The following is a 13276-nucleotide window of genomic DNA, read 5'->3' on the forward strand; positions in this document are numbered from 1 at the left end:
GGTGAACAGTTTCCGTGGATCCTGATAGTGCCGGCGCAACCCTTTGGAGTGCCCCCCGTGACCGGCAGCGGTGTGTCTATCTAGCGAGGCAATGAGTACGACGACGAAGCCGACCGCCCCCGCTGCTGGATCGGCCAGTCTACTTATCGTCGTCTTGCAGCCGCGCAATTATCTTTCGCAGGTCCGAAATGGCTTGTTCGAGGGTCTGGATTGCGAAGGCAGCATCTTCTGCGCCATTTGCAGCGTTCGACGGGTATGTATCCGTGCCTAGAAAGTTGTTAGCCCTGTGAGAGATTTCATCCCTGGCACGTGCGGCTGCACCCTGAAAGCTTTGGACTTTGTGGTCTGAGAACTGAAGCTCGGTTCCGGTCGCCAAAGCTACGTGCCCGTTCTTGCGCAGAGTGGCCAGAAGCTTTTCGTCAATGGTTTCTGTTCGAGTGCTGTTCGCGGTCATGGAGTGAGCGTACCCGCCGTCTTTCAGAACTCGCTTCTCTGTGAGCATTCGTGAAGTTTCTGGTCACAACTGATTCTGTCAGCCATATTTGATCGAAAAGTGCAGTCGTCCGGCGTCCGATACGGCTCTCGCACCGGCCACCAATATAACGGCGGTGAAGCCTGTAGCCACAGATGGAAGCAATACTGGACTCGCTGCGACTGACCAGATACGCCTCGAAGGTCTGCCGCAGACGCGTCGAGTTCGCTAGGGAGTCAGGTCAAGCGTGGCCAGAAGTAAGACAAGGCCCACGAGTTGCAATCAGTCGAACACGAGTTTCACCCTCCGATTCCAACTTTCTGGCTGACACATGTCACGACCGAACGCAGCCGCTGGAGCAACTCGGCAGAGCCTCCCGACCTGCTGTGGGTCCGCTCAGGGACAGGGGTAAGGAGGTCGGCGAGGCGGACCGCCAGTTCTCGGAATGTTTGACGCTGCCGATTGACGAGAAGCGCGACTTCATCCGGAGCAGGTTCCATGTGATTCTGCGTCCACACACGCAAGGCTCGGCGCGAATCTTTGATCCGGACACGGTGAGTGTCCATCCGCGTACTGCGTCCGACGGCTTGATCCTGCTGGGAGCCAGATCGAGGAATTGCCAGACGCCACGGTTGGGGAGGACTCCATAGCGGTCTATGACAGCTTTATGGCTCGTTGGGGTAGCCAGTTCGGAATATAAGACGGACGGGCCTTTCAGCCGCGCGAGATGCTTGGGCAAGCGGGCGGCGGGGTGAAGGCTCAAGCGGTAAATCGGGCCGTACGACTGCAGGCCAATGACGTCTTTGATGGATGTCGAAAGCAACGTGCAATGGCTGCTAGACCGTGGCTCTGGTACCAAGCCAAGCTGATGGTTGCTGGTGGGAGGATAGCATCGACGAATATCAAGAGTAAACGTTTTCACGGGGGGAAGGTCGCATGTTCAGGATTGGCAGTCGGTATGACAAGGGCAAAGCTGAGTTGGTGCGGTTTTACCGTTCTTCATATTTCCATTTTGGGATGCCCCATCCTAATGTGCTTCGACAAGGAGAGAGAGTGCCTGTGGAGGTTTATACAGGCTCCTGGGATGGCCGGATAAATGGCTTTGCTGTGCATGGGACCCAACTAAACCCAGCTGGTTTTCTTGCCACGGGCTGGGATAGTACCTTCAGCCGGATCGCTCGCGACAACGCCCCTAAACCTCGAAAAGCGTGGGCTTTCGACACGTCCCGAATCCACGAAGGCATTCTCAAGGGGACAATCGTAGGTGAAAACAGCCCGGAGCACCGCCAGTCTGAAGCTTGTCTCGAAGTGTTTCGGACCCTCGGCCGAAGCGGTCTGTCCTCGCAGTTGGCAGTAGTCCCTCAGCTATCCCTAAATTTCCAATCATTGTGGGAGTCAGCCAGTATCCCTGACCGGATTGAAATAAAGGTGGAAACCTATCACCCTATGTCAGAGGCTGTAGCAAAGCGCATCGTCGAAAACCTATCCCACACTTACCGCGACCGGGGTGGGGCAGGGGCTGCGTCGTCTTACCGGTTCAACGCTGAGGAGGGGAAGCTTGTCCTTCTCATGAACCCTGACGTTCCGATGCACATGCCCGAACGTGTGCAGCAACCCACATCGCTTCTGGCCATGGGCGTTCAGTGGTACGAGCAACATCAGGAGAAGCAGCGTGCGGAACGGGACGAGTACTTGGCTTGGGAACAAGCGCGCCAGGCTCAGCAGCAGGCAGCATGTGAAGAAGAGTCAAGGCGGCGGCAATGGGAGCGGCAGCAAGCTCAGCAACCTGCGCAGGAACGTGGCCAGGCTCAACAGCAACCTCAGCCCGCGAGGGAGGAGCAGCACGACAAAGCTGACACTTTCCCCTACGACTTTTATCGCGGGCTGGGCCTGATCGACGATGAGGATTGCGTGCTAATTGACAGTGTTCTTGGCCCCATGCGGGTTCGGATGACGTCACCGCAAGCAAGGGACTTTTTACTCAGCTACAAGCCGTAACCCTCCCTATTCGTGTCGCCACTCGTTCCAGCGCCGAGCTACTTACGACAAGAGACGGGCAGGAATGTCTGTAGCGCATGAGAACCTACCCTCATGATGTTTGAAGATGATCGGACCGCTGTGCCACGCGCTTACGTCGCACTCCCACACGACCACCTCTACCAGGACCATGAAAGGGATTTGGCAGCGACAATTGCATGGTGTCTTGAGCATGCCGGCGGGAACGCCCGGGGCGTCGGGATCCAGGTCGGCCGGGAGGAAGATCTGGACGACGAGCAGCTGCTGGGTCATTTCGTGGCTGCAGGGGCCAAGGTCTATGCTGACTCTCGCGGGAAGCTCGGCGGACTGCCTTCAGGACCAGTTCTCATGTACCGCCCTCTCGCAAGCCACCTTTGGCAGGTAGAGACGAAAAGGACACCGTCGGCCATCGCAGCATTCGGAATCACAGGCCCCGATCACTACAAAGGCCAAGTTGGGACGGCGGCCATGGTTGGATGCCAGCCGTGGATTACCGCATATAAGCCGCTGCACCTAGGCGGTCCTGTCATTCCGGGCAAGGAGCCGGCACTCGCTGATCCGGTCATTGCCGCCGCCATGGACTCATTTACGAACTCCATCAATTCATCAACGGGACTCTCCGACAGTCGGGACCGTTCGACCGTTCTCGAAGGGCTCACAAAACTGCGAGCAGCCGGCCATCTCTTTGACCCCGATGACCTTCTTGCCGGAGCCCTGAAACGAAATTGGCGTGGAGATGCAGCTGTTGAACTCAGAGATCTAGCTGCTGAAATCAACTCGGGTAAGAACAAACGGTTTACGTCCCGATTACGTCCTGACATCGTCGACATGTGGCGCAAGGGGGGGGCAGAATAGGCGGGCGAAGTTCCATCACCCACTGATTAGTCGGACGCGGGCAATTGTGCAGCGAGCTCCTGCCACCAGTCCTCAATCCGGGTTATGACGGCCATATGAAGCATGCCGATTCGCCCCCGAGGTCTGCGGCACCACAAATAGTTTGGACCTTCCGATGGACCAGCCCAGAGGCCCCCAACCGGGGGCGGGCGCACGGCAGTGAATTCTTGCCATGGAACGCGACGACTGCCGGTTGCCAACTCTCAGTCTTGTCAAGGAAGGTCGGCACATCGAACACGGGCCGCGGTCATGAGATTGGGACTCCGTCTTGTTGAGGTCCGTCAAACCGAAACCGTACCGGGAAAGCGTGGAGTCATCTTCAGGAGAAAGTAGGCGGGGAATGAGCCCGGTGCTGTAGAGTACTTCCCAGAAACGGTTGCCAGGACCTGCGTAATAGTGGCCTCGGGCCGCAGAGGCCGGCGACGAACTCGACACCGATGCCGCCGGCTGCGTGCAACCTCGCGTTGATGCCCAGGCTTGTGCACAGGGCAGTCATCTTGCTGGCGCATTCTTCGGGGGTGAGCTTTGGTCCAGGGAATCGAAGTCACTTTCGCCCCTTCGTCGGCGTCCCGCCGCGATGTGCTGGGTTTCGTGTTCAGTTCGGCCAGGGATAAGAAGGCCAATGCGCGGGAACATGTGGCGAAAATCAGGGACCGTCAGATCGCGGCGTTCATCGCCTACATGCAGGCGATGGCTGATTTGCATCTTCACTGGTCGGCCGCTGCTTCCTTGAATCGCCCCGTCGATCCTGAAAAACCGGGTGACGCCGAACAGCTGAGAGCGGCGGTGGAGGAGAATAAATCACAACTTTGGCGATGCGATGGCGCGGTCATCGACAGAACAGTTCAAATTAGAACTGCTTGCCCCGTACTTGAAAGACCATTTGGTTCATTTTCGGCAGGCCAGCATGCCGAACCCCCGCCGGGACCGCAAGGTGGTTTTGGACGAGTGGCTGGCTGCGCGGGACGAAATGTTCGCTTTCGCGCGTGAGGCGTTTGAGCTATCCGACGGCAGAGACAAAGAACCTCCCGCCGGTTTATGGGCGAGGGGTGCTGTGGGGGTCGCTAGGTGGTTTGGGAAAGCGCGGTCTCGATTGACTGCCGAGTCCTGAGTTCGACGGGCTTACCGTCGACCAGCGGCAGCACGGCGTCGATTTCGGACCGGGCGTTGCAGCGTGCTCAGTTCTTACTCGTCGCCCAGACCAGCCGCAACCGTTCCTCGCCACGGAACGGGGCGTTACCGCCCGCATGGCGTCGATCCGGCGGCAGCACGTCGACGCGGTCCAGCCCCAGTTTCAGGAATTCGCGGCGTTCTGTGACCGTCCATGCCGCCCAGGGTGAGTCGGGACCTATCGGGCCAGCGTCCGCGTAAGCCGGAGCATCAAACCACGGTATGAATCCTCGGGCCGACGCAGGCAGGTTAGCCAGCCCCTTCTGCGCGTTTTCCAGCCGTTCGGTCAGGCTGTTGACCTGTCGCCGGTAGCGGGCGGTTCCGGTGTCGCCGTCGAACAGTCCGGCGGCGCGGTCGTCGTCCAGCCGTTCCAACGCGGCGCGGGTGGCGTCGATCGCATTCTGTAGGCTGCGGCGTTCCGCGGCCAGTTCGCCGTCCTCCGTCTGCGCGGCGAACCGTTCCGTGGCGGTCAGCAGCAGGTCGGCATCGTCGGGATCCTCCGGGTCCAGTGTGGCGAGGCGTGTAAACACTGCGCGGGCGACATAGTCCTCCGCATGGCGGATCGCTACAGACGTCCCTGTGCAGGTGCCGCTACGTCGGTGCTTCATGCACCGGTAGTTGCCGCCGCTGGTTCCGCTGCGGCGGTCAGCACCCATGCCGCCGCCGCATAGGCTGCAAACTAGTAGGGCAGTGCCGCCCAAGCAGCGACGGTTCTTTCGCCGTGCCGCGGACAACAGGGCGCGCATCCAGCACGTCTTGCAGCCGGTGCCATTCCGCCGGGTCGATGATCGGCGTCCAGGGTTGCATCGGCATCCCGTCGGCGTCTGTCTGGATCACCACGCGGGGGAAACTCATTGATCATTCCCTTGCCGCCATGGCCATGGTGCTCTATCCTGTGGACCCAGGGCCAACGGGGGGGCCCACGCAACAGGGGGTGCTTTCATGGCATTGGGGATGGGGCCCTGTAATGCTTTCTAAGGGCGTGGAAATCCGCGTACATGGGATTGGGGATCACCATCTCCTGTCCGCCTTGGGTTCACCAGATGTGCTGTACGAGCGAAAAAAGCGAGGCAGCACGGTTGTACGCCCACCTCCGGGTGTCGACCATGACCTCATCTTGGTCAATTGGTCGCGTATGTCGCGTCGAGGCTTAGGCCCATTGTTTTGGTACTTGGCATTCCCATTCACTTTGGTCAACGTGGCATTTGAGATGAGGCCTAGCCGTCGCGGATGGCGACGGCAAGTGCATGTCGGCGCACTAGTGGTTTGGAGCCTGATACTCACGGGGGTGACAGCCTGTTGGTTGATCGCCCTTTCGGAGTCGTTGTCGCTTTTAGTCGATCTCCCGGACGACTTGGCGGCACATCGCCTGACGCTGGCGGTGGTAATTGGCGCGATCCTGCCTGCCCTCGTGATTTTCGTGAGGGCGATGCGCGCAGAATCGACATGGCATCGCCTGTTCAGCTTCATCCATCTCTTGGTGATCGGGGCGATCGCGTTTGGGGCACTGAGGTTTCGCCCCGGAGAGTGGCGAGTGGATGATTACTCATTGGTACGCTTTTTCAGCGTACAGGGGCCCACGAACGAACAAATCAGATCGGGCTTCACCAGGGATCAGCTGTATCAGACTCCTCTCTGGCTAGACCCGGTTGGCCTGGTTTCATACCTGGTCCTGACGTTGTGCATCTGCGTGGCTGTCATTCTTTTAGCCACTTGGGTGCGGTCGGAGCCGGGGCCTGCAGCGGGTGCTTCTTTGGCTGTGCTGCTCTCGGGTGTCCTTGCGATCCTGATTACCAGCAGCCTCCACTCAGGGGTGACGCAATTTGTCAGTCAGCGTGGCCCATTCCGAGTGTGGGGGACTCCTGATGTCATCCTCCCCGCTGGGGCCCTTATGTCTCGGCTGGGCCGCAGCTATCCCACAACGCTGCTTCCGGGGCTGGGGATCTTACTTCTGCTAGTTCTCGTGTTTTGGCTGATGCTCTGTGTTTTCCAGTTCAGGTGGCTGTCGTGGTTGCCCCCGAGCAAACACCGCGCGAAGTTTTTACGCTTTACGCACAAAGCGGTGGTACAGCTTCCCAGTACTCTGGTCCTTATTTCCGTACTCTTTGCCGCCTCAACCTATGCGCTCGGCTGCATACTGTCGTTCGTATTCCATGAACGTGAATACCGCGGATTGTTCTGCGGCCCGTTTGAGGGTACGAAATGTCTTCCCGGATGGATGAATGCCATTGGTTGGCTTGCAGGCATCAGTGCTGTCGTAGGCTTCCTACTTATACGCAAGGCACACTCGCTGCCCGCTTTGAGAAACGTACTGACCAGCACTGCGGACATAGCCGGCTTCTGGCCCATCACGCTCCAACCCTTAGGCGCCAGAACTTATCGTGGCGATGCTGTGGAAAGTATCAAGGAAGCTCTCAATGTCCAACCGGAACAACGAAGAGTGCTGGTGGGTCATAGCCAGGGGTCGGTCCTAACAGCTTGGGTCGTGGCGGAACACGCAGCAGTGTTTGAAAACGGAACCACGCCAGCGCTCTGCACCTGCGGCACGCCGCTCGGTTCGCTCTACTTCAGATTCTTCCCGCAGACGTTCAACGAGGAACTTCTTAATCGGATCATCACCCAGAGCGACGACTGGGCCAATTTTTGGCGGCCAACTGACCCTATCGCCACCGCGCTGACCGGCCAGAACGAGGCTCCCGAGGTCGCCGAAAACCGCAATACGAAAATCGAGGATCCTTCGGAAGCCGGGCAATGCGTCTACGGGCACAGTGACTACTGGAAAGCAGACCAGCAGAGGTCGTGGATCACGGGTTATCTCAACCGAACCACGAATGCGCCGCCTGCAACTGTTGCCGAGGATTCCCCAGTCAATTGAACTGGGCCTGCGTCATACAATGGGCCATCATCTGAGGCCGCTGATGGCCTAACCCTGGGCATTGGGGCATCCCATCTGGAAGCGGGACAATCCAGTGGGAATATTTCTGACAGTGAGAGCTTTGAGGTGGGTTGTTCAAAGGCCCACACGAGCCTCCTGCCTGGTGCGGCCCGGCTCCTATCGTTCAGAAGCCGAACTGGTCGAGCTATGTGAGCCGGGATGGCTCCGATCTTTTGCGGAGCAGTGGTCCTCTGCACACGCGGATCAAGGAATCACCAAACGTAGACCCCAGGTTGGAAGATGATCCCAACATACTGGACTTATCCGGCAAGGCCGCTCCCGTGCAAGTGCGGACGCAGTTCTGCGCGGCATTTGTGGCATGGTCAGCCAGTACACGCGGCGGTCGCCGCGTTTCGAGCGTGCGGAGCCTACGGTCAGGAGTCTCATCCTTCCTGCGGTGGACAAACTATTGGAACAAGGCATGTGCGAATGAAGTCTTGTCTGCCATGTGCGCCGGTATCCGGGGTCACCTGGCTCTGGCGAGAGCAGGGCCGGCCGACTGCCAGCTAGGCCCATGCAGAAGTGCCCCAGCCGTTACCGGCCGGGCCACTCTACTGCTGTCTTAGGGACGAGGCTACTCTTTGATCTCTAGTCCGCTGATCTTCCATTCGGTGCCGTCGTGTTTGAGGCTGATTTTGCCGACCTTGCCACCCTCGCTCGGCTTGGCGCTTTTTCCGGTGCTGCCGTTGTCAATGTCGATGTCGCTGCCCAGGATCGAGGCCTTGTCATCGTTTATCTCGATGGCGTCCTCGCTGATGGTCGCCGGCTCTTGGGTGAACATGCCCAGTAGGGCGAAGATGCCTACCAGTGCGGCGGCTTCCTCCTCGTTCATGTCGAGATAGCCGTAGGACTCAGGGAACGCAGCCTTCAACTGCGCGGCAGTCTCCTCCGGTGTCGCATCCTCGGCCGGCGGGTTCGCCATCATTTCGCCCATGTGCGCCTTTGCTTCCTTGGCCGAAGTCTTGAAGAAACCGTTCAGCGTCTTGGCGACGTCGGCCGGCGAATGCTCGACCTTTTCCTCGACCGGGGCGGAGGCTTCTGCGACAGGCGATGCACCCCCGGTCGGAACGGGGGAGGATCCGCAAGCTGTGGCGCCGAGGCCAACGGAAAGAGTTAGGAGCGTGGCTCCGAGCGCGCAGGTGGTTTTGGACATGGTGGTTCCCCCAGAGTTGGTGAAGTGATTCATCCAACTCTAGTCCGGGAGGACCGGGGGTTTTCGCTCGTCCGATTATTCGCTGTCTTCGATGCCTGTCCGTGAGTCCCCGAGAATCAACGACTCCGCGGCGGTTCTCAGTGAGCACACCAAATTTCGCTTCGAACAGCGCCTCAGCGACACAGTCTTCGTCCGCAATGTTGACCATTGCGAGGCGGATGTCATGCGAGGTTCGCTCCACGCCCGTGACTGCTTGTGCCCTAGGACTAGAAGGGCACCACGGTGGTTAGGTAACCGTAGTACCGGCCCGGTACTGGTCGCAGGGGGTCACCGATGAACCCGTACTGGGGATTCTCTTGGTTGTACTCCGCGACCACTGCGCGGAATTGCTCTATCACGGCCGTCCCGTCGCCTTGGCAGACCCCGCTCTCAAGGCACCGGGCCACCGAGCCGGCTACGATCGGACTGGAGAAGCTGGTGCCGTGTGAGTTCGCGTACCGGTCGCCCGGCACCGTAGAGGTCATGCACACTCCGGGGGCCGCGACGGTGTGCTCCTGGTCGGCAGGCTGGGTGGCGAAGTTGGAGAAGAGGGCGAACTCGTCGTCCGGGGTGGGAAAAGGGTATCCGCTGCAGCTCGCTGTTGCCGTACCGCCGGGGCGGCCGTCGAAGTCAGCCATGGCGGTGGCGGTGAGCACCTCGTCATACGCGGCCGGAACAGTGTTCGAGAAGTCCGCGGTCTCGTTGCCGGCCGCGACCGTCCAGACCACCCCCTGCTCGGCGCCTTGGCAAATCATCTGGTGCAGGGGATCGACCCCGTTGCCGCAGGTTCCCTGCTCTTGGCCCGGGCTGCCGATGCTGATGTTCGCCACCCTGATGTCGTTGCCCGGGTCCTCGTCCGTGTGAGTGGAGACCACCCAGTCGGCGCCGCAGAGTAGGGCACTTTCTGTGATGGTGCCGTCGTCTGCGATAACCCGGACGGACCACAGCGGGGCGCCGCTCGCGGTGCCGATGATCCCGGCGTTGTTGTTCTTCGCGCCAAGGATTCCGGCGACCATGGTTCCGTGCCCGAACAGGTCGACGGGAGCCACCTCGACCGGAGTGCCGGACGAGCAGTCCACCCCGCCGCGCACGTTCAAGTCCGGATGGGTGCTGTCGATACCGGTGTCGATCACGGCGGCGTTGACCGTAACCTGCCGGCCGTCCTCGGCCGCCTCCTCTGGTGTGCCGCCGACCCGCGACCACCCGGGCGGGAGGAATTCGGCGCCGCTGGTTCCGTTATTCTCGCCGCCCACGTTTTCCGGCAACGCGAATTGCCGCTCGGGCGCAACGTATTTAACGGCGGGGTCGGCGGCGAGTTGCTGCGCCTCCGATGCCGTCATGGTGCCGGAGTATCCCTTCAGCGCGTGTTCGTAGGTGTTGGACCGCGTAAACCCGTACTTCTCCCCGTGGGCCGTGGCGGTGGAATCGACATTCCCGATGCTGTCCTTGAGGACGACCGTGTAGCCGTGTTCTTCTCCCGCTGCGGCCGCGGCGGCGCTCGCGCCAGGGGATCCGCCGGCGGCGGCCCCCGCGGCGGTAGCTCCAGCGGCAGCAGGTCCGGCGGCGGCTGGTCCGGAAGCGGCGACGGCGGTTGCTGCGGCCAGCACGAGCGCGCCGAGAGCCCCCAGGATTCTTCGCGATTTGGTTGACCGCGGGCCGTCCTGCCGGCCTTCGGGCTTCCGGCTCTTCCGCAGGCCCTGAACAGATCCGTGACTTTGACTGGGCATTGCAGCCTCCCCCAAATAATTTGGATTTAGATCAGGCCCCAACCCCATACGCGGCACCTGCATCCCGCACTCTCCAAAGGTTATTGCACGCGCCCGCGCTTGAGCTAGGGGCTGTCAGGCGCCGTCATTGCGGGACAGAGGATTCCCCGCCATGGCGTAGGCTGGAAGAACCATGGCTGAGATCGACTTTCCCGCTGAAATCCGCGCTCTGCGCGCCACGTATGACTCCATTGAAGCCGTCTCCGACGCGGAGGCGATCCGCAAAGATATTGCCGAGCTGAGCGAGCAGGCGGGCGTGCCGGACCTGTGGGACGACCCGGCCGCGGCGCAAAAAATCACCTCCAGGCTCTCGCACCGCCAGAGCGAACTGGAACGGCTGGAAAAACTGGCGGCACGGATCGACGATCTGGAAGTCCTGGTGGAACTGGGCCAGGAGGACGCCGGCGACGCGGACTCCATGGCCGAGGCGGCCAGCGAACTGACCTCGCTCAAGAAGGCGCTCTCCGAACTCGAAGTCGTCACGCTGCTCTCCGGCGAGTACGACGAGCGCGAGGCCGTCGTGACTATCCGCTCCGGCGCCGGGGGAGTGGATGCCGCCGACTTCGCCGAGATGCTGATGCGCATGTACCTGCGCTGGGCCGAACGCCATGGCTACCCGACCCAGGTGCTGGACACCTCCTACGCCGAAGAGGCCGGGCTGAAGTCGGCCACATTCGAGGTCAAGGCACCCTATGCCTTCGGCACCCTCTCCGTGGAGGCCGGTACCCACCGCCTGGTGCGGATCAGCCCCTTTGACAACCAGGGGCGGCGGCAGACCTCGTTCGCCGCCGTCGAGGTCATCCCGCTGATCGAGCAGACCGACTCGATCGACATCCCGGACAACGAGATCAAGGTGGACGTGTTCCGCTCGTCCGGTCCGGGCGGGCAGTCGGTGAACACCACCGACTCCGCCGTGCGGTTGACCCACATCCCCACCGGGATCGTCGTCTCGATGCAGAACGAAAAGTCCCAGATCCAGAACCGTGCGGCCGCGCTGCGCGTGCTGCAGTCCCGGCTGCTGCTGCTGCAAAAGGAGCAGCAGGACGCCGAGAAGAAGGCGCTCGCCGGCGACGTCAAGGCGTCCTGGGGCGACCAGATGCGCTCCTACGTGTTGAACCCGTATCAGATGGTCAAGGACTTGCGCACCGAACACGAGGTCGGAAACACGGGCGCGGTGCTCGACGGCGAAATCGACGACTTCATCGACGCCGGCATCCGCTGGCGCGCCAACAACCGCAACGCGGAAAACTAGCCACCAGCCGGCACGCGGAAAACTAGCAACCGGCCGTTTTGCCCGAAGCCCGGCCGCTCCATCAGGAGCGGCCGGGCTTTTGTCGTCTGGGCGTGCGCCTGCACCCGGGCCTCAGCCGCCTGCAACCGAATCGTGACCTTCGCGACCCGGCGCGACTGTTGACACCTCTGTGAGCCGCACCATAGATTTGCCGTAATCTGAATCACCTTTCAGGTTGGGGGACCTGACCATCAGGTTCAGACAGTTCCAGAGTTACTCCTCAAGAGATTTTTCAACGAAAGGCATCGGAGTGAAGGCAACGAAGAAGTTCCTGATGGCCGCGGCGCTGGTCACCGGACTGACCGTGAGCGCGTGCGCGCCGACCGCCGGCGGCGACACCGCCGGAGCGGCCGGCAAGGAAGGCAACGCTCCCGAGAGCATCAACGTGGGCATCGTCTATTCCGAATCCGGCCCGCTGGCCGCCTACGGCGCGGCCTACTACCAGGGTCTCCAGGCGGGCATCGACTACGCCACCGAGGGCACCGGCGAGGTCAACGGCACCAAGCTCAACCTGACCTACCACGACGACGGCGGTGACCCCGACAAGGCGGTCAACGTCGCCAAGGACCTGATCGGCAAGGACTACAAGATCCTGGCCGGCACCGTGGTGTCCGGCATCGCGCTGAAGCTCGCCGAGCAGGCCGCGCAGAACAAGGTGCTCTACATCTCCGGCCCCGCCGCCACCGACGCGCTGCAGGGCATCAACGATTACACCTTCCGCTCCGGCCGCCAGAGCCTGCAGGACGTCGCGACGGCGGGCACCTTCGTGGACGACCTCAAGGGCAAGAAGGTCGTGGTGTTCGGCCAGGACAACGCGTTCGGCCAGGGCAACCTCGCCGCCGTCGAAGCCGTCCTCGGCGGGCAGGGCGCCGAAGTCGATGACGTGCTGGTACCTGAAGACGCCACCGAGTTCACGCCGTTCGCCCGCCAGCTGATCGACGCCAAGCCGGATCTGGTCTTCGTTGCCTGGGCCGGCGCCACGTCGGGATCCATGTGGCAGGCACTGAGCCAGCAGGGCGCGTTCGACGCCGCCCCGATCGTGACCGGCCTGGGCGACGCCGCGACCTTCGGCGCCTACGGCAAGGCCTCGGACAAGATCAGCTTCCTGAACCACTACTTCCCGGGAGCAGCCGGCAACGACGTGGAGAAGGCCATGATCGAAAGCGTCGAGGCCGAAGGCAAGAAGGCCGACCTCTTCACCCCGGACGGCTTCGTCGCCGGCCAGATGATCGTGCAGGCGGTCAAGGAGGGCGGCAACGACGTCGACGCCATGGTCGAGGCGCTGGAGGGCTACAGCTTCGAAGGTCCCAAGGGCGAGACGACCATCCGTGCCTCCGACCACGCGCTGCTGCAGGAGATGTACCAGGCCAAGCTGGTGGAGAAGGACGGCGAGTGGGTGCCTGAGCTGATCAAGGCCATTCCGGCCGACACGGTGGCTCCGCCGGAAGCCAAGTAACCGCAGCACAACCACAGGCAGGCCCGCACTGCTGCAGTACCGGGGCGCCGCCGACCTAACCGGCGGCGGCGCCCCGGCCCGCGG

Annotated in this window: 12 protein-coding genes; 6 read left to right on the forward strand and 6 right to left on the reverse strand. The window is 61.6% G+C overall.

Annotated elements, in window-relative coordinates:
- Positions 1-139: 139 nt before the first annotated feature.
- Positions 140-454, reverse strand: coding sequence for a hypothetical protein (locus AC5RTY_RS08845; RefSeq protein WP_494139396.1), 315 nt, complete (start codon positions 452-454; stop codon positions 140-142).
- Between the two features lie 1071 nt (positions 455-1525).
- Here AC5RTY_RS08845 and AC5RTY_RS08850 point away from each other — a divergent pair.
- Complete coding sequence (locus AC5RTY_RS08850; RefSeq protein WP_494139397.1) at positions 1526-2470, forward strand: hypothetical protein; 945 nt, start codon at positions 1526-1528, stop codon at positions 2468-2470.
- Positions 2471-2563: 93 nt separating this feature from the next.
- A complete protein-coding gene (locus AC5RTY_RS08855; RefSeq protein ID WP_494139398.1) occupies positions 2564-3343 on the forward strand; it encodes a DUF1889 family protein in 780 nt (259 codons plus the stop codon).
- A 72-nt stretch (positions 3344-3415) separates the two neighbouring features.
- On the opposite strand, the gene AC5RTY_RS08860 is transcribed toward AC5RTY_RS08855, so the two are convergent.
- Entirely contained in the window at positions 3416-3817 is a 402-nt protein-coding gene (locus tag AC5RTY_RS08860; protein ID WP_494139399.1) for a uracil-DNA glycosylase family protein, read from the reverse strand.
- Positions 3818-3907: 90 nt separating this feature from the next.
- Here AC5RTY_RS08860 and AC5RTY_RS08865 point away from each other — a divergent pair, with 90 nt between their 5' ends.
- Positions 3908-4372 carry a hypothetical protein gene (locus AC5RTY_RS08865; protein WP_494139400.1) on the forward strand — a complete coding sequence of 155 codons (465 nt, stop codon included), beginning with the start codon at positions 3908-3910 and terminating at the stop codon, positions 4370-4372.
- Positions 4373-4560: 188 nt separating this feature from the next.
- Here the strand turns inward: AC5RTY_RS08865 and AC5RTY_RS08870 are convergent, their stop codons facing one another.
- Positions 4561-5208, reverse strand: a complete 648-nt coding sequence (locus AC5RTY_RS08870) for a hypothetical protein (RefSeq protein WP_494139401.1) — start codon at positions 5206-5208, stop codon at positions 4561-4563.
- On the reverse strand, positions 5198-5407 hold the full coding sequence (locus tag AC5RTY_RS08875) for a hypothetical protein (protein WP_494139402.1): 210 nt from the start codon (positions 5405-5407) through the stop codon (positions 5198-5200). Before AC5RTY_RS08875 ends, AC5RTY_RS08870 begins: the two co-directional genes overlap by 11 nt.
- A 448-nt stretch (positions 5408-5855) precedes the next feature.
- On the opposite strand from AC5RTY_RS08875, the gene AC5RTY_RS08880 reads away from it, so the two are divergent.
- Positions 5856-7427 carry a hypothetical protein gene (locus AC5RTY_RS08880; protein WP_494139403.1) on the forward strand — a complete coding sequence of 524 codons (1572 nt, stop codon included), beginning with the start codon at positions 5856-5858 and terminating at the stop codon, positions 7425-7427.
- Positions 7428-8061: 634 nt separating this feature from the next.
- Here AC5RTY_RS08880 and AC5RTY_RS08885 read toward each other — a convergent pair.
- Positions 8062-8640 (reverse strand): hypothetical protein, encoded by a 579-nt coding sequence (locus tag AC5RTY_RS08885; protein WP_494139404.1) that lies wholly within the window; start codon positions 8638-8640, stop codon positions 8062-8064.
- Between the two features lie 266 nt (positions 8641-8906).
- A complete protein-coding gene (locus AC5RTY_RS08890) occupies positions 8907-10406 on the reverse strand; it encodes a S8 family peptidase (RefSeq protein ID WP_494139405.1) in 1500 nt (499 codons plus the stop codon).
- Positions 10407-10578: 172 nt separating this feature from the next.
- Between AC5RTY_RS08890 and prfB the strand changes: the two genes are divergently transcribed.
- On the forward strand, positions 10579-11697 hold the full coding sequence (prfB, locus tag AC5RTY_RS08895; RefSeq protein ID WP_494128476.1) for a peptide chain release factor 2: 1119 nt from the start codon (positions 10579-10581) through the stop codon (positions 11695-11697).
- 289 nt (positions 11698-11986) lie between these two features.
- Complete coding sequence (locus tag AC5RTY_RS08900; RefSeq protein WP_494139406.1) at positions 11987-13192, forward strand: substrate-binding domain-containing protein; 1206 nt, start codon at positions 11987-11989, stop codon at positions 13190-13192.
- Positions 13193-13276: the final 84 nt, after the last annotated feature.

This window comes from Arthrobacter sp. Y3224055 (genome assembly GCF_059090825.1).

Coding starts and splice junctions, on each gene's coding strand:
- AC5RTY_RS08845 (WP_494139396.1), bottom strand. CDS start 454: ATGACCGCGAACAGCACTCGAACAGAAACCATTGACGAAAAGCTTCTG.
- AC5RTY_RS08855 (WP_494139398.1), top strand. CDS start 2,564: ATGATGTTTGAAGATGATCGGACCGCTGTGCCACGCGCTTACGTCGCA.
- AC5RTY_RS08870 (WP_494139401.1), bottom strand. CDS start 5,208: ATGGGTGCTGACCGCCGCAGCGGAACCAGCGGCGGCAACTACCGGTGC.
- AC5RTY_RS08875 (WP_494139402.1), bottom strand. CDS start 5,407: ATGAGTTTCCCCCGCGTGGTGATCCAGACAGACGCCGACGGGATGCCG.
- AC5RTY_RS08885 (WP_494139404.1), bottom strand. CDS start 8,640: ATGTCCAAAACCACCTGCGCGCTCGGAGCCACGCTCCTAACTCTTTCC.
- AC5RTY_RS08890 (WP_494139405.1), bottom strand. CDS start 10,406: ATGCCCAGTCAAAGTCACGGATCTGTTCAGGGCCTGCGGAAGAGCCGG.
- prfB (WP_494128476.1), top strand. CDS start 10,579: ATGGCTGAGATCGACTTTCCCGCTGAAATCCGCGCTCTGCGCGCCACG.